A 14,503-nucleotide genomic window follows, 5' to 3' on the forward strand; every position below is an offset into this window, starting at 1 on the left:
CACAGCGGCGGCGCGGCCTGCCGGGCGGCCTTCACGGCGGCGGACTGGCACCTGTTGGTGCAGGCGATCGCCGGCGGCTGCAACAGCCCGCGCTGCTCCAGCCTCGGCCGCCTCTTCGATGCGGTGGCCTCCCTGCTCGACCTCTGCCAGGTGCTCAGCTACGAGGGGCAGGGCGGCCTGCAGCTGCAGGGCCGGGCCTCGGAACTACGGGAGGAAGACCCCGGCGCCGTACAGCCGGCCTATCCCCTGCCGCTGCGACCGGCCCCGCAGGCGGCGGGCCTGCCGCTCGGCTGGCTCGACTGGCAGCCGCTGCTCGAGGCCCTGTTGAAGGAGCTGCCGCTCCAGGCCTGCCCTGGGGCAGGCGCCGTCCAGGCCGCCCGATTCCATCGGGCCGTGATCGCGGGGTTGGTGGCGATGGCGGAGGCGGCCGCACCCGGCTGGGGCTGCCAGCGGGTCGTGCTGGCGGGTGGATGCTTCCAGAACCGCCTGCTGCTGGAGGGGTGCCGCACCGGCCTGCGGGCCGCAGGCCTGGAGCCCTTCAGCGCAGAACTCCTGCCCAGCAACGACGGTGGCCTGGCTCTGGGTCAGCTCTGGGCCCTTTCCTGCGCCATGGCTACAACGGAATCGAAGCCGCCCCACCGCGTGCAGAACGCCCATGTGCCTGGCCCTGCCTGGTCGCATCCTCTCGATCACCCACCAGCCGCCTGCGGTGGAGCCGGCGGCGCCCCCTGATCTCTCCCGCGGCGGCGATCCGCTCTGGCGGGTGGCGGAGGTGGATTTCGGCGGGGTGCGTCAGGCCGTGAGCCTGGCCTGCCTGCCCCAGGCCCGGGTCGGCGATCAGGTGCTGGTGCATGTGGGGCTGGCCCTGAGCATCGTTGCGGAGGACGAGGAGCCATGACCCAGACCCCAGTCGCCACCAGGATCACCGTGGATGGCAACGAGGCGGTGGCACGGGTGGCCTACCGGCTCAACGAGGTGATCGCCATTTATCCGATCACGCCGGCCTCACCGATGGGCGAATGGGCCGACACCTGGGCGAATGAGAAGCGTCCCAACCTCTGGGGTGCGGTGCCCACGGTGGTGGAACTGCAGAGCGAGGCGGGAGCGGCCGGGGCGGTGCATGGGGCCCTGCAGGCCGGCGCGCTCACCACCACGTTCACGGCGTCGCAGGGGCTGTTGCTGATGATCCCCAACCTCTACAAGCTGGCGGGGGAGCTGACGCCGGTGGTGCTGCACGTTGCCGCCCGCTCCCTGGCGGCGCAGGGCCTGTCGATCTTCGGCGACCACAGCGATGTGATGGCCACCCGCGGCAGCGGCTGCGCCATCCTCTGCTCCGCCTCGGTGCAGGAAGCCGGCGACTTCGCCGCCATCGCCGCCCGCGCCAGCCTGCGCAGCCGCCTGCCGTTCCTGCATGTGTTCGACGGCTTCCGCACCTCCCATGAGATTCAGAAGATCACCCCGATCGACGATGCCCTGCTGCGGCAGCTGATTCCCGACGACGCCATCGCCGAGCACCGGGCCCGGGCCCTCAGCCCCGACCATCCGGTGATCCGCGGCACCAGCCAGAACCCGGACGTGTATTTCCAGGCACGCGAATCGGTGAACCGCTTCTACGACGCCGCCCCGCAGCTGGTGGCCGAGGCGATGGACCGGTTCGCGGCCCTCAGTGGACGCCGGTATGCGCCCTTTGAGTATGTGGGGCCTGCCGATGCGAAGCGCGTCCTGGTGCTGATGGGATCGGGCTGCGAAACGGCCCACGAAACGCTGGAGTGGCTCAACCGCTCAGACCCTGCGGCCGGCGGGGTGGGGCTGGTCAAGGTGCGCCTGTTCCGACCCTTCGCGGCGGACACCTTCGTGGCCGCGCTGCCGGCCACGGTGAAGGCCGTGGCGGTGCTGGATCGCTGCAAGGATCCGGGCGCCAGCGGCGAGCCGCTCTACCTCGATGTGCTGGCCGCCCTGGCCGAAGCCTGGCCACTGCTCCATCCCGATCGGCCGGCGCCTCGGGTGCTGGGCGGCCGCTACGGACTGTCTTCCAAAGAATTCACGCCAGCGATGGTGAAGGCCGTGGTCGACCATCTGGCCCGGTTGCTGCCAGGAGGCACAGGGCTGGCGACCACTCCAGGCGTCTCTGCGGCCGGGGGAGCGGCTGCGCCGACCGTTGATCCAACCACCATTGATCGAACCACCGTTGATCGAACCGCAGCTGTCCTGAACCATTTCACGGTGGGCATCACCGATGACCTGACCCACCGCTCCCTGCCGATCGATCCGGAGTTCGTCTGCGAAGGCACCAGCGACAGGGCCAGCAGCGAGACAGCCGACCGTCACACCTCAGGCCGAGAAACAACAAGCCGGGAGGTGCGGGCCGTGTTCTACGGCCTCGGCTCCGATGGAACGGTGGGCGCCAACAAGAGCACGATCAAGATCATCGGCGAGAGCACCGATCTGTTCGCTCAGGGCTATTTCGTCTACGACTCCAAGAAATCCGGCTCCGTCACGGTCTCGCACCTGCGCTTCGGGCCGCGGCCGATCCGCTCCACCTACCTGATCCAGCGCCCCACCCTGGTGGCCTGTCACCAGTGGGATTTCGTCGGTCGCTTCGCCCTGCTGGAGGGCATCGAGGCCGGTGGCACCGTCCTGCTGAACAGTCCATTCGATCCGCAGGAGACCTGGCGGCGCCTGCCGGACTCCCTGCGGCGGCCGATCCGGCGGCAGGGGTTGCGGGTCTGGGTGATCGCGGCCGATCGGGTGGCGCAGGAGGCGGGCATGGGCGGCCACATCAACACCGTGATGCAGGCCTGCTTCTTCGCCCTGAGCGGAGTGCTGCCCAGGGAGGCCGCGATCGAACGGATCCGCGCCGCCATCCACAAGTCCTATGGCCGCAAGGGGGAGGCGGTAGTGACGATGAACCTGCGCGCCCTGGACGCGGCGCTCGATCACCTGCTGCCGCTCGACTGGCAAGGCTTTGACGCCGAAGCCAGTGATGCGCAACCTGACGCCGCCCTAGCCGTCGGGGCGGCGGGCCAGGCCATGGCGGACACCCCGTCCCTGGTGGAGCGCCTCGCTGCAGCACCTGATTTCGTGCGCCAGGTGATCGCGCCGATGCTGGAGCGCCAGGGGGACACCCTGCCGGTGAGCGCCCTCCCCTGCGACGGCACCTGGCCCGTGGGCACGGCCCGCTGGGAGAAGCGCAACATCGCCGCCGAGGTGCCGGTCTGGGAGAGCGATCTCTGCGTGCAGTGCGGCAAGTGCGTGATGGTGTGTCCCCATGCGGTGATCCGCGCCAAGGTGGTGGCGCCCGAGGCCCTGGCCGCGGCTCCGGCAGGCTTCCGCCAGGCCCCGGCCCGCGACCATGCCTTCGCTGAGCAGGCCTTCACGATCCAGGTGGGCGCGGAAGACTGCACCGGCTGCGCCCTCTGCGTGGCGGTGTGCCCGGCTCGCGACCGCAGCGAGCCCAGGCGCAAGGCGATCAACATGGCGCCGCAGCGGCCCCTGCGGCAGCAGGCGCGCCAGCACTGGGACTTCTTCCTCTCCCTGCCCGAGGTGCCGCGGGACGGCCTCAACCTCCACAAGATCGGCCAGCAGCAGCTGCAGCAGCCCCTGTTCGAATTCTCCGGGGCCTGCGCCGGCTGCGGCGAGACCCCCTACCTCAAGCTCGCCACCCAGCTGTTCGGCGATCGCATGGTGGTGGCCAACGCCACGGGCTGCTCCTCGATCTATGGCGGCAACCTGCCCACGACCCCCTGGAGCGCCAATGCCGCCGGGCGTGGTCCGGCCTGGAGCAACTCCCTGTTCGAAGACAACGCCGAATTCGGCTTCGGCATGCGGGTGGCGATCGACCAGCAACGCCGCATGGCCCTGGACCTCCTGGAGGGGCTGGTGCCGCCAGCGTTGGCCGAATCCCTGCGCGAGGCCGACCAGAGCGATGAGGCCGGCATCGAGGCCCAGCGCCAACGGGTGCAGGAGTTGCGGCGCCATCTGCAGCACCGCCTCGAGCGCCTCCCCGGTGAGGAGCGCGCCCGTCGCCTGCTCGATCTGGCCGATGCCCTGGTGAAGCGCAGCGTCTGGCTGGTGGGGGGCGACGGCTGGGCCTACGACATCGGCTTCGGCGGTCTGGATCACGTGCTGGCCAGCGGCCGCGACGTGAACGTGCTCGTGCTGGACACGGAGGTGTACTCGAACACCGGTGGGCAGATGTCGAAGGCCACCCCCACCGGTGCGGTGGCCAAGTTCGCCGCCGGTGGCAAGGCCTCCCCCAAGAAGGATCTGGGCCTGATGGCGATGACCTACGGCAACGTCTACGTGGCCAGCGTGGCGATGGGGGCCCGCGATGAGCACACGATCCGGGCCTTCCTCGAGGCCGAGAGCTATCCCGGTCCCTCACTGCTGATCGCCTATTCCCACTGCATCGCCCACGGCATCGACATGGCCCAGGGCATGGCGCACCAGCGCGCCTTGGTGGAGGCGGGGCGCTGGCTGCTCTACCGCTACGACCCCCGCCGCAGCGAGCGGGGTGAGACGCCCCTTCAGCTCGACAGCCCCAGCCCCCGGCGGCCCCTGGCTGAGGTGATGGCCTCTGAAAACCGCTTCCGCATGCTCAGCTACAGCCAGCCGGAGCGGGCACGGCAACTGGCACGGCAGGCCCAGGCCCATGTCGATCAGCGCTGGGAGCTCTATCGAAGCCTGGCCGGCGTGGCCACAACTGAGCCGGAGGTGCAGCCATGAGCCCCGACCTGTCCACCACCTATCTCGGCCTGGAGCTGCGCAGCCCCCTGGTGGTGGGGGCGGCCCGCCCCCTCAGCGAAGATCCGGACGTGTTGCTGGCCCTGGAACGGGCCGGAGCCGGCGCGATCGTGTTGCACTCCCTCTTCCAGGAGGAGATCGAACAGCAGCAGCTCGATCTGCACCGCCACCTGCTGCTGGGCAGCGACAGCTACGGCGAAGCACTGAGCTATGTGCCGGAAGCGGCGATCAGCCATGACGGTGATGCTCTCTATCTGCGTCATCTCGACTGGGCCCGTCAGCATCTGTCGATTCCGGTGATCGCCAGCCTCAATGGCACCCACCCCGGCCGCTGGGTGGAGACCGCCCGGCGGATGGAGGCGGCGGGGGCGGCGGCGATCGAGCTGAACATCTATGCCCTGCCCACCGATCCGCTCCTCTCCAGCGCCGCCATCGAAGCCGAAGTGGAGGAAATCGTGCGGGAAGTGCGCGCCGAGGTGGGCCTGCCGCTGGCCGTGAAGCTGAGCCCCTTCTTCACCAATCTGGCCGCGATGGTGCGGCGCCTGCGCGAGGCCGGCGCCGATGGCCTGGTGCTGTTCAACCGCTTCTATCAGCCCGACATCGACATCGAGACCCTGGAGGTGCGCCCCAACCTGCTGCTCTCCACCCCCCACGATCTCCGCCTGCCGATGCGCTGGATCGCCCTGCTGCACGGCCATGAACCGCTCGATCTGGCCGGCAGCGGCGGGGTACACCGCGGCACCGATGCGGTGCGCCTGCTGATGGCGGGCGCCTGCGTCACCCAGGTGGTGGGGGCGCTGCTGCGCCATGGCCCCCAGCGCCTGTCCGGGTTGGAGGAGGAGCTGCGCCAGTGGCTGGCGGAGCACGACCATTTCTCCGTGCGCGAGCTGATCGGTTGCATGAGCCAGAGCCGTTGCCCCAACCCCAGCGAATTCGAGCGAGCTCACTACATGCTGGCGGTGCAGACCTTCCGCCCGGCCGCGGCCGCTGCGGCACCGGGGCCCTGGTGAGCACGACCGTTCCGGCAGCCGACAGGCGGTACGCCCGCTCCGCGGCTGCGGTGGAGCGCCTGGCCGCGCAACTGGCGGCCACCGCGACCCGGCCCTGGACCCTGATGGAAGTGTGCGGCGGCCAGACCCACGCCATCGTGCGCTGGGGCCTGGATCAGTTGCTGCCCGAAGGGATCCGCCTGATCCACGGTCCGGGCTGCCCGGTCTGTGTCACCCCCGCGGCCACCCTGGATGCAGCCCTGGATCTGGCGCGCCAGCCGGAGGTGATCCTCTGCTCCTACGGAGACATGCTGCGCGTTCCCGGCAGCCGCAGTGGTGATGATCTGCTGGGTGTGCGGGCCGCCGGCGGTGACGTGCGCCTGCTCACCAGCCCCCTGCAGGCCATCGCTCTGGCCCAGTCCCATCCCGATCGACTGGTGGTGTTCCTGGCGGTGGGGTTCGAGACCACCGCCCCGGCCACGGCCCTGCTGGCGCGCCAGGCCACGGCCCTGAAGCTGGCCAATCTGGCCCTGCTGCCGGCCCATGTGCGTGTGGTTCCGGCCATGGAGGCGATCCTGAGCGGACCCGACAACCAGGTGCAGGGCTTTCTGGCGGCGGGCCACGTGGGGGCGGTGATGGGCACGGCGGAGCTGCAGGGGCTGGTGCAGCGGCAGGGGGTGCCGGTGGTGATCAGCGGCTTCGAACCCGTGGAGCTGATGGCCGGCATCCTGCGCTGCGTCCAGCTGCTGGAGGCCGGCGAGAGCGCCGTGGCCAACGCCTACGGGCGAGTGGTGCAGGAAGGGGGCAATCCCGAGGCCCAGCAGCTGATCGAGGCGGTGTTTGAGGTGGTGGATCAGCCCTGGCGCGGCCTGGGGGTGATCCCGGCCGGCGGACTGGCCCTGCGCCCGGCCTATGCCGCCCTGGAGGTGGGCCATCACCGGCCGCAGCTGCTCGAGCAGCCCCAGCCTGCGGCGGCGCAGCAGCCGCAGGAGTCGCAGGAGCCGCAGCACCCACCGGTCTGCATCGCCGGCCAGATCCTGCGCGGGGTGCGGCGCCCCTGCGACTGCCCCGCCTTCGGCAGCAGCTGCACCCCGGAACATCCCCTGGGTGCCCCGATGGTGTCGAGTGAAGGGGCCTGCGCCGCCTACCACCGCTACCGCCCCAACTGAGCCGGATGGAGGAGAACGCCCGGATCCGGCTGGCCCATGGGGGTGGCGGCACCCTGATGCAGCAGCTGATCGACCAGGAGCTGCGGCGCCTCTACGCCGATCCGCAGCAGCTGCTGCACGACGCCGCCAGCCTGACCTTTCCCCCGGGGCAGCTCGCCTTCACCACCGACAGCTACGTGGTGCAGCCGCTGGAGTTTCCCGGCGGCGACATCGGCTCCCTGGCGATCACCGGCACCGCCAACGACCTCGCCATGGCCGGGGCCCGTCCGCTGCACCTGAGCGTGGCATTGATTCTCGAAGAGGGGCTGCCACTCAGCCTGTTGCGGCGTGTCGTGGGCTCGATGGTGGCCGCCTCCCGTGCCTGCGGCCTCACGATCGTGACCGGCGACACCAAGGTGGTGGAGCGGGGTAAGGCGGACGGCCTGTTCATCAACACCAGCGGCATCGGCGTGGTGGAGGCGCCGCAGGCAATCCATCCCTCCCGGATTGCCGCCGGGGATCAGCTGCTGGTCAGTGGGGATCTGGGCCGGCACGGGGTGGCGATCCTCGCCGCCCGCCATGGGCTGCAGCTCGATCCTCCGGTGCTGAGCGACTGCGCTCCCCTCTGGCCGTTGGTGCAGCAGCTGCTGCAGCGGGGTGTGGGGATCCACTGCCTGCGGGATCTCACTCGCGGTGGTCTGGCCAGCGCCCTGCAGGAGCTGGCGCTGGCGGCCGGGCTGACGCTGCAGATCGAGGAGGAGCAGCTCCCGGTGATCGAGCCGGTGGCCCGCTGCTGCGACCTGCTGGGCTTCGAGCCCCTGCACCTGGCCAATGAGGGACGCTTCCTGGCCGTGGTGCCTGCGGAGAGCATTGATCGGGTGGCCCCCCTGCTGGAGACCTGGGGCGGCGGCTGGATCGGCTCGGTACTGCCCGAGCGGGGGGAGGCCCCCGTGCTGCTGCGTACCGCCTACGGCAGCAGCCGCGTGCTCAGACCGCTGAGCGGAGAACTGCTACCCAGAATCTGCTGATCGCCCGGCCGGAGAAAGTGCCGCACAATGGACTGAAAAAGTGTCGCCCAATGACATGAAAACCTGCCAGCTGATTCTGAAATCAACCAGCCAAGGGATGCTGAGTGAATCCATAAAATGGGCGATACTGGATTCGAACCAGTGACCCCTTCCGTGTGAAGGAAGTGCGCTACCGCTGTGCTAATCGCCCTTTTTGTCTGGTTCTGAGTCTGAACTCAGGCCAACCGAATGATGGTCCATCATCCCGGCGGCTGCGGAAACCGCTGCCTTGAACGGAGCTTAAACCATCACCCGTCCTGCCACGGCGGCCGAACAACCCGTCCAGGCTTCGGTTCCGGGCAAGCCCCACCCCTGCGTGGTGATCGGCGACCATGGAGGCCAGGCACTGATCGAACAACCGGCAGCAATGGTGGGAACGGGTCAGCAGGGGGCAGCGCACACGGATGTGCTGATCGTGGGCGGTGGTGTGTGCGGCACGGCGCTGCTGTTCGAGCTGGCCCGCTACACCGATCTCAACCACGTGACCCTGGTGGAACGCTATGGCCGCCTGGCCCAGGTGAATTCGCGCGCCACCAACAACAGCCAGACGATCCACTGCGGTGACATCGAGACCAACTACACCCTCGAGAAGGCTGTGCGGGTGAAGCGCACGGCCGAGATGATCGTTCACTACGCCGACCTGCTGGATCCGGCCACGCGCGAGCGCTGCGTCTTCCGCACCCCGAAGATGGTGCTTGGCGTGGGGGAGCAGGAATGCTCTTTTCTGAGGGAGCGGTTCGAGCGTTTTGCGCCCCATTTCCCGGCCATGGAATGGCTGGAGAAGGAGCAGATCGCTGAATGGGAGCCCCAGGTGGCCCGGGTGAACGGCCAGCTCAGGCCTGAGCCCCTGGGGGCGATCGGCATTCGCCGCACCTACACGGCGGTGGATTACGAGGCGCTCTCCGAGTCGTTTGTGCAGCAGGCTCAGCAGGCGGTCAGCGGCAGCGACCGCCACCTCGATCTCCGCCTGGGCACCACGGTGGAGGCGATCGAGCCGGAGGGGGAGGGCTTCCGGGTTCGGCTGCGGGTCATACCTGGGGCCGGAGCAGCTTCAGCATCGGCACGCCAGGTGGCGGGTCCAGAGGTGGTGCAGGAGATCGTGGCCCGGCATGTGGTGGTGAATGCCGGGGCCCATAGCCTGCTGATGGCGCAGCGCATGGGCTTTGGGCTCGAGTACTCCTGCCTGCCAGTGGCCGGCAGCTTCTACTTCACGCCGGATCTGCTGCGCGGCAAGGTCTACACCGTGCAGAACGACAAACTGCCCTTCGCCGCCATCCACGGCGACCCGGACGTGCGGGCACCCGGCAAGACACGCTTCGGCCCCACAGCCCTGCTCCTGCCCCTGCTGGAGCGCTACAAGCCCGCCTCCTTCTGGGAGTTCCTGCAGGTGCTGCGGCTCGACTGGGCGGTGCTGGCCGTGTTCTGGCAGCTGCTGAAGATCACCGATATCCGCAACTACATCCTCAAGAACCTGCTCTTCGAAGTGCCCTGGCTGCGGCGGCGCCTGTTCCTGGCCGATGCCCGCAAGATCGTGCCGGGCATGCAGCTGCAGGATCTCAGCTTCGCCGAGGGCTACGGCGGCGTCAGACCCCAGCTGATCAACAAGCAGGAGCGCCGCCTGATGCTCGGTGAGGCGCGGCTCGAACCGATCCCCGGGCTTGTGTTCAACGTGACGCCCTCACCGGGTGGCACCTGCTGCCTCGGCAATGCCGCCATCGACCTCGAAGCGATCGTGGCGCGGCTGGGTTGCAGCTGTGTCCGCAGCCAACTGGCCCAGGAGTTGTATGGCGAGGCCACCGCAGGAGTTGCCGAGCTCGCCCCCCAGCAGCCGATCGCCAGCTGACGATTCAGGCGCCGCCGCGGAACAGGTGGTTGTGGCTGGCGGAATAGAGCTTCGAACGCGCTTCGGCCGGTGCCTTGAGGGCCGGACTCACCACATAGAGGGTGGTGCGGATCAGCTCCTTCTCCCGGCTCACGGCCGCCATGCGCTCCAGGGGCACCACCGTGAGCCACTGATCCGGCCAGCTCACCCGATAGCCGATCGCCACGGGGGTGTCGGCCGGATAGTGGCGCAACAGCTCCGCCTGCACCTCCTCCACATGGCGAGCACTCAGATAAAGGCAGAGGGAGGCCCGCAGTGCTGCGAGCCGTTCCAGGCTCTCGCGCTCCGGCACCCCCGTGCGCCCACCGGCGCGGCTGAGCACGATCGTCTGAACCAGGCCCGGAATCGTGAGTTCGCTCTGAAGAGCCGAAGCAGTGGCCTGGTAGGCACTGAGGCCAGGCACCACCTCCACACCGATGTCGGCGTCGGCGAGGCGACAGATCTGTTCGGCCAGGGCCCCATAGAGGCAGGGATCACCATCGTGGAGGCGAACCACCCGTCGGCCCTGGCGGGCTCGATCGAGCACCACCTCCATCACCTCTTCAAGCGTGAGGGTGCTGGTCCGGATCCGTTCGCAGGTCGCGGGGGCCAGGGCCGCGATCTGGGGATTGACCAGGGAATCGGTCCAGACCAGCACGTCGGCCTGCTCGAGCAGCCGGGCCGCCCGCAGGGTGAGCAGATCAGGGGCACCGGGTCCGGCACCGACGATCCACACCGGATGTTCACTCATGGCTGGGACGACACGCCGGAAGGATCGGGCAGGGATCTGTGGCGACCGTAGAGCCACCAGAGGCCGAGGCCGCCCAGAGCGATCAGCAGCAGGCTCATCAGCTGGGCCATGCGCAGACCACCGCTGCAGAAGGGGGGCTGAGAGAACAGGCAGAGCGGATCGAGGCGCAGCCCTTCGATCCAGATGCGGCCGCTGCTGTAGGCCATCAGGTAGATGCAGCTCAGGGCGCCAGCCGGGAGGGCGATGCGACCGCGGCTGCCGCTGCGGAAGAGCAGGAGCAGCAGCGCACAGACCCCCAGATTCCAGATGGATTCATAGAGAAAGGTGGGATGAAAGCCGGTGCGCTCCAGAAATTCCACCGGACGATGGGCCAGGGGGATGTAGAGCTTCCAGGGAAGGTCGGTGGGCAGGCCGAAGGCTTCGGAATTGAAGAAGTTGCCCCAGCGTCCGATCGCCTGGCCCAGGGCCACCGAAGGCACCAGCACATCGAGCAGGCTCCAGAAAGGCAGCGCCCGCCAGCGGCAGAAGAGGATCGTGGTGAGAACACCGCCGATCAGGGCACCGTGGATGGCGATGCCACCACGCCAGATCGCCAGGGCTTCCAGGGGGTTGTCCTGAAACTGGCGCCACTCCAGGCTCACGTAATAGAGGCGGGCCCCCAGCACCGCCCCGAGCACGAGCAGGGGCAGCAGGTCGGCCACGAGGCTGGGATCAATGCCGCGTCTGCGGGCCAGCCGGCTGGAGAGCAGCAGGCCCACCAGCACCGCCAGGGCGATCAGCAGGCCATACCAGCGCAGCGCAAAAGGGCCCAGCTGGAAGACCAGGGGCCCAGGAGACGTGAACAGGGCAAAGGGCATCAGACGCCTTCGGCGGCCTGCACCTTCTCAATCTGGCGCTTCTTCAGCACCAGCATGATCTGGGCCAGGGCCACTGAGGCGAAGAAGGCGAGCAGGCCATAGATGCGCACGGGATCCTGCAGCACGATCTCGGTATCGATCTGACCGAAGCCGCCCACATTCGGGTCGTTGGAGATCGGGGCACCGGCTTCGACCGCATCACCCACCGCCACGATCAGGCTGGGGCCGGCGGGCACGGTGTCGCTCACGGTGGTGCCATCGGCGGTGGTGATCTCCACCACAGTGCCGCCACCATCGGCCGGGGTGATGGCGCTCACCTGGCCAGCCACGGAGGCCGTATAGACCGTGTTGTTCGACTTCTCACCGGTGGGATAGACCTGGCCGCGACCGCGATTGCCACCCACGTGGATCGAATACTTGCCGAAGTGAATGCTGCTGTCAGCAGCAGGATCGGGCGAGAGGATCGGGAAGACGATCTCCTGATGCTGATCACCAGGCAATGGACCCACCAGCAGGATGTTGGGCTGGTCGTCGCTGTACTGGGTGTAGTAAATGCCGGCCGTTTCTTCCTTCAGTTCCTCGGTCAGACGATCCTGAGGCGCCAGGGTGAAACCATCCGGCAGCATCACCACGGCACCCACGTTGAGCCCGGCGGGGCTGCCATCACCGGAGACCTGCTGCACTGCAGTGTCGTACGGGATCTCGACCACCGCCTTGAAGACGGTGTCCGGCATCACCGCCTGAGGCACCTCAATCCGGGTGGCCTTCTTGGCGAGATGGCAGTTGGCACAGACCAGCTTGCCCGTGGCTTCGCGGGGGCTGGCGTAGTTCTGCTGGGCCCAGAAGGGATAGGCCCAGCTGGGGGCTGCGGCGCTGATGAGCACACCGCAGGCCAGGACAGAGCCGAGCAGAAGGGAAACGAGGCGGCGCATGGGAGAGAGGGCGGCTGGACGGGCGGAGAGGAAAGGGATGCGGCTCAGACCCACCAGGGCTTCTCACCCGTGCGGAAATCGGTGTCGGTCCACTGGCTGAGGAACACGGTGTCGTTCTCGACCGACACGTTCGCCAGGGCCAGGGACAGGGGCGCCGGACCGCGCACCACCTTGCCGGTGGCGTCGTACTGGCTGCCGTGGCAGGGGCACATGAACTTATTGGCGCCGCTGTTCCAGGGCACCACGCAGCCGAGGTGGGTGCAGATCGCGTTGATGCCGTAGCTGCCGATCGCGTCGGCACCTTCAACGATCAGATAGGTGGGATCGCCCTTGAGGCCTTGCACCAGGCTTCGATCTCCCTCCTTGTGGGTGTCCAGCCAGCCCGTGGCCGTCACGGTGTTGCCGAGCTCATCCTTGGCCGTGGTGCCGCCACCACTGCCAGCGGCCCGGGGAGGGATGAAATAGTTCACCACCGGATAGAGAGCCCCGAGAGCCACCCCGGTGAGCGAACCGAAGGTGAGCAGGTTCATGAACTGCCGACGACCCATTCCGGGCACATCGCTCGCAGGCATCTGGGTCATGCGGGGCTGACGGTCGTCGGGACCGAGGCAACGTGGCGCCCATTATGAACCTTGCCCAGCCCGGCACGTCCGCCACCGGGGGGGCCAGGCCAGGCTGGCTGCAACATGCTGTCGTGGAGTTCGCGCTGCACCTGTGTCCGAATCCGGCGCCGCCGGCCGCCAAGGCCCCCTCTCCGTTGAGGAAGTGGTGGGGATTCTGCGGCGCCGCTGGCAAGCCTCCTACGACCTCCAACTGGTGCAGCGACGCGGCCGTCTCTACCTGCAGGTGATGTGGGCCTATCTCGAGCAGCAGTCGTTTCCGCTCAGCGCCGAGGAGTATGCCGATCGGATCGAGGAGCTGGTGGGCGCCCTGAACGGCATGGGAGTGGCCGAGCAGGTTCGCAGCTGGCTCAGCAGCACCGGCGATCGCCCCCGCCTCGGCAAGGCGATGCATCTGGCCCTGGAACTCCCGCCCGCACGGGCCAGCGAATTCCTGCTCTGAGCGATGAGCCGTTGCTGCAGCGGCAGCGGCACGTGGCAGCAGTCAGAGGAATCGATCCAGAGGCACTGGCCCGTGGCCTCAGCCAGTTGCAGCCGGAGCGGCAGGCCGCACCCGCTCAGCCAGGGCCACCAGGGCCACACCGACCAGGTAGAGGGCTGTGATCGCGCCGCTGAGCAGCAGCATTGTGAACGGATCCGTGGACGGCGTCAGCACGGCTCCGGCAATGGCCGCGACCAGCAGCACCCAGCGCCAGCCCGCCAGCATCACCTTGGCCCGGATCAGGCCGAGGGCGCCCAGCAGCAGCTGCAGCACCGGCAACTGGAAGGCCAGGGCTGTGGCCACCATCAGCAACAGGACAAAGTCCAGATAGCGCTCGATCGACCAGAGCGGCTCGACCACATCCGCGCCGTAGTTCACCAGGAAGCGCAGTGCGGCTGGCACCAGGGCCCACCAGGCAAAGGCGAGACCGGCGACGAACAAGACCGCCGATCCCGCCACCGCCGGGGCCACCAGTTGCCGTTCCCGCCGGGTCAGGCCAGGCAGCACGAACCCGAGAATCTCGTAGAGCACATAGGGAAGGGCCAGGCTGAGGCCGGCGTAGCCCGCCACCTTCAGGGAGACGAACAGAAACTCTCCCGGCGCCAGCTGCAGGAAGCGGATGCCCTGCGCCGGAACCTCCAGCAACCTGACCAACGGACGCACCACCACCAGGCAGCCCGCCGCCGCAATCGCCACCGCCAGCAGGCTGCGCAGAACGCGGTTGCGCAGCTCGTCGAGATGCTCCATCAGGGTCATCTCCACTTCCCCTGGAAAGGCATCAGCCCCGTCAACAGACCCGGTCTCAGCACCGCTGTCGGCCATCCCCTGATCGGAGAGGGCGCTCGACGCGGCAGGGATGCGAATCGGCGCTGGTGGTCCTGTACCAACGGGTGAACCGGAGGGTGTTTCCGGTGCCGTGGTGGGGGTGTCGGTGTCGCTCATGGTCCAGGCTCCCGAGCCAGGCTAGGGGGATCGGCCGTGGGCTCGCCCTCTGGGGCGTCGCTGTCCGCTGCCCGCTGCGCGAGCCAGGCGGCCGCCCGGGCGGGCTCGCCCC

At 68.6% G+C, this 14,503-nt stretch carries 12 protein-coding genes, 1 tRNA gene and 1 pseudogene; 8 read left to right on the forward strand and 6 right to left on the reverse strand.

Annotated elements, in window-relative coordinates:
* The 6 genes and pseudogenes from VB777_RS05380 to hypE form a co-directional block, all read left to right on the forward strand.
* Positions 1-732 (forward strand): annotated as a pseudogene (locus VB777_RS05380) (hypothetical protein); the annotation flags it as partial.
* Positions 710-898 carry a HypC/HybG/HupF family hydrogenase formation chaperone gene (locus tag VB777_RS05385; protein WP_416238071.1) on the forward strand — a complete coding sequence of 63 codons (189 nt, stop codon included), beginning with the start codon at positions 710-712 and terminating at the stop codon, positions 896-898. The pseudogene VB777_RS05380 and the gene VB777_RS05385, both read left to right, overlap by 23 nt.
* A complete protein-coding gene (nifJ, locus tag VB777_RS05390) occupies positions 895-4,725 on the forward strand; it encodes a pyruvate:ferredoxin (flavodoxin) oxidoreductase (protein ID WP_323247554.1) in 3,831 nt (1,276 codons plus the stop codon). The genes VB777_RS05385 and nifJ overlap by 4 nt, the downstream gene beginning before the upstream one ends.
* Entirely contained in the window at positions 4,722-5,753 is a 1,032-nt protein-coding gene (locus VB777_RS05395) for a dihydroorotate dehydrogenase-like protein (RefSeq protein WP_323247556.1), read from the forward strand. Before nifJ ends, VB777_RS05395 begins: the two co-directional genes overlap by 4 nt.
* A complete protein-coding gene (hypD, locus tag VB777_RS05400; RefSeq protein ID WP_323247558.1) occupies positions 5,750-6,901 on the forward strand; it encodes a hydrogenase formation protein HypD in 1,152 nt (383 codons plus the stop codon). Before VB777_RS05395 ends, hypD begins: the two co-directional genes overlap by 4 nt.
* A gap of 5 nt (positions 6,902-6,906) precedes the next feature.
* The gene (gene hypE / locus VB777_RS05405) at positions 6,907-7,908 is read left to right on the forward strand and encodes a hydrogenase expression/formation protein HypE (RefSeq protein WP_323247560.1); all 1,002 of its coding nucleotides are present in this window, start codon (positions 6,907-6,909) and stop codon (positions 7,906-7,908) included.
* 118 nt (positions 7,909-8,026) lie between these two features.
* Here hypE and VB777_RS05410 read toward each other — a convergent pair.
* Positions 8,027-8,098, reverse strand: a tRNA-Val gene (locus tag VB777_RS05410).
* 165 nt (positions 8,099-8,263) lie between these two features.
* Here VB777_RS05410 and VB777_RS05415 point away from each other — a divergent pair.
* Positions 8,264-9,790, forward strand: coding sequence for an FAD-dependent oxidoreductase (locus tag VB777_RS05415; RefSeq protein ID WP_323247562.1), 1,527 nt, complete (start codon positions 8,264-8,266; stop codon positions 9,788-9,790).
* A 4-nt stretch (positions 9,791-9,794) separates the two neighbouring features.
* On the opposite strand, the gene cobM is transcribed toward VB777_RS05415, so the two are convergent.
* Genes cobM through petC form a run of 4 tightly spaced genes read right to left on the reverse strand, consistent with a single transcriptional unit; the run spans position 9,795 to position 12,929 of the window.
* Entirely contained in the window at positions 9,795-10,559 is a 765-nt protein-coding gene (gene cobM / locus VB777_RS05420) for a precorrin-4 C(11)-methyltransferase (RefSeq protein WP_197153913.1), read from the reverse strand.
* The gene (gene lgt, locus VB777_RS05425; RefSeq protein WP_197159134.1) at positions 10,556-11,404 is read right to left on the reverse strand and encodes a prolipoprotein diacylglyceryl transferase; all 849 of its coding nucleotides are present in this window, start codon (positions 11,402-11,404) and stop codon (positions 10,556-10,558) included. Before lgt ends, cobM begins: the two co-directional genes overlap by 4 nt.
* 11 nt (positions 11,405-11,415) lie before the next feature.
* The gene (gene petA / locus VB777_RS05430) at positions 11,416-12,348 is read right to left on the reverse strand and encodes a cytochrome f (protein WP_322757470.1); all 933 of its coding nucleotides are present in this window, start codon (positions 12,346-12,348) and stop codon (positions 11,416-11,418) included.
* A gap of 44 nt (positions 12,349-12,392) precedes the next feature.
* Positions 12,393-12,929, reverse strand: coding sequence for a cytochrome b6-f complex iron-sulfur subunit (gene petC / locus VB777_RS05435; RefSeq protein WP_197153915.1), 537 nt, complete (start codon positions 12,927-12,929; stop codon positions 12,393-12,395).
* A gap of 133 nt (positions 12,930-13,062) precedes the next feature.
* On the opposite strand from petC, the gene VB777_RS05440 reads away from it, so the two are divergent.
* On the forward strand, positions 13,063-13,410 hold the full coding sequence (locus tag VB777_RS05440) for a DUF3067 family protein (protein ID WP_231597754.1): 348 nt from the start codon (positions 13,063-13,065) through the stop codon (positions 13,408-13,410).
* 78 nt (positions 13,411-13,488) lie between these two features.
* Here the strand turns inward: VB777_RS05440 and tatC are convergent, their stop codons facing one another.
* Positions 13,489-14,271 carry a twin-arginine translocase subunit TatC gene (gene tatC / locus VB777_RS05445; RefSeq protein WP_231598273.1) on the reverse strand — a complete coding sequence of 261 codons (783 nt, stop codon included), beginning with the start codon at positions 14,269-14,271 and terminating at the stop codon, positions 13,489-13,491.
* Positions 14,272-14,503 lie beyond the last annotated feature (232 nt).

Source organism: Synechococcus sp. CCY9202 (assembly GCF_034931685.1).
GTDB lineage: Bacteria > Cyanobacteriota > Cyanobacteriia > PCC-6307 > Cyanobiaceae > CBW1002.

Excerpts from the sequence above, each read along its gene's own strand:
- nifJ (WP_323247554.1), top strand. The coding sequence starts at position 895 with ATGACCCAGACCCCAGTCGCCACCAGGATCACCGTGGATGGCAACGAG.
- VB777_RS05395 (WP_323247556.1), top strand. The coding sequence starts at position 4,722 with ATGAGCCCCGACCTGTCCACCACCTATCTCGGCCTGGAGCTGCGCAGC.
- hypE (WP_323247560.1), top strand. The coding sequence starts at position 6,907 with ATGGAGGAGAACGCCCGGATCCGGCTGGCCCATGGGGGTGGCGGCACC.
- cobM (WP_197153913.1), bottom strand. The coding sequence starts at position 10,559 with ATGAGTGAACATCCGGTGTGGATCGTCGGTGCCGGACCCGGTGCCCCT.
- petA (WP_322757470.1), bottom strand. The coding sequence starts at position 12,348 with ATGCGCCGCCTCGTTTCCCTTCTGCTCGGCTCTGTCCTGGCCTGCGGT.
- petC (WP_197153915.1), bottom strand. The coding sequence starts at position 12,929 with ATGACCCAGATGCCTGCGAGCGATGTGCCCGGAATGGGTCGTCGGCAG.
- tatC (WP_231598273.1), bottom strand. The coding sequence starts at position 14,271 with ATGGCCGACAGCGGTGCTGAGACCGGGTCTGTTGACGGGGCTGATGCC.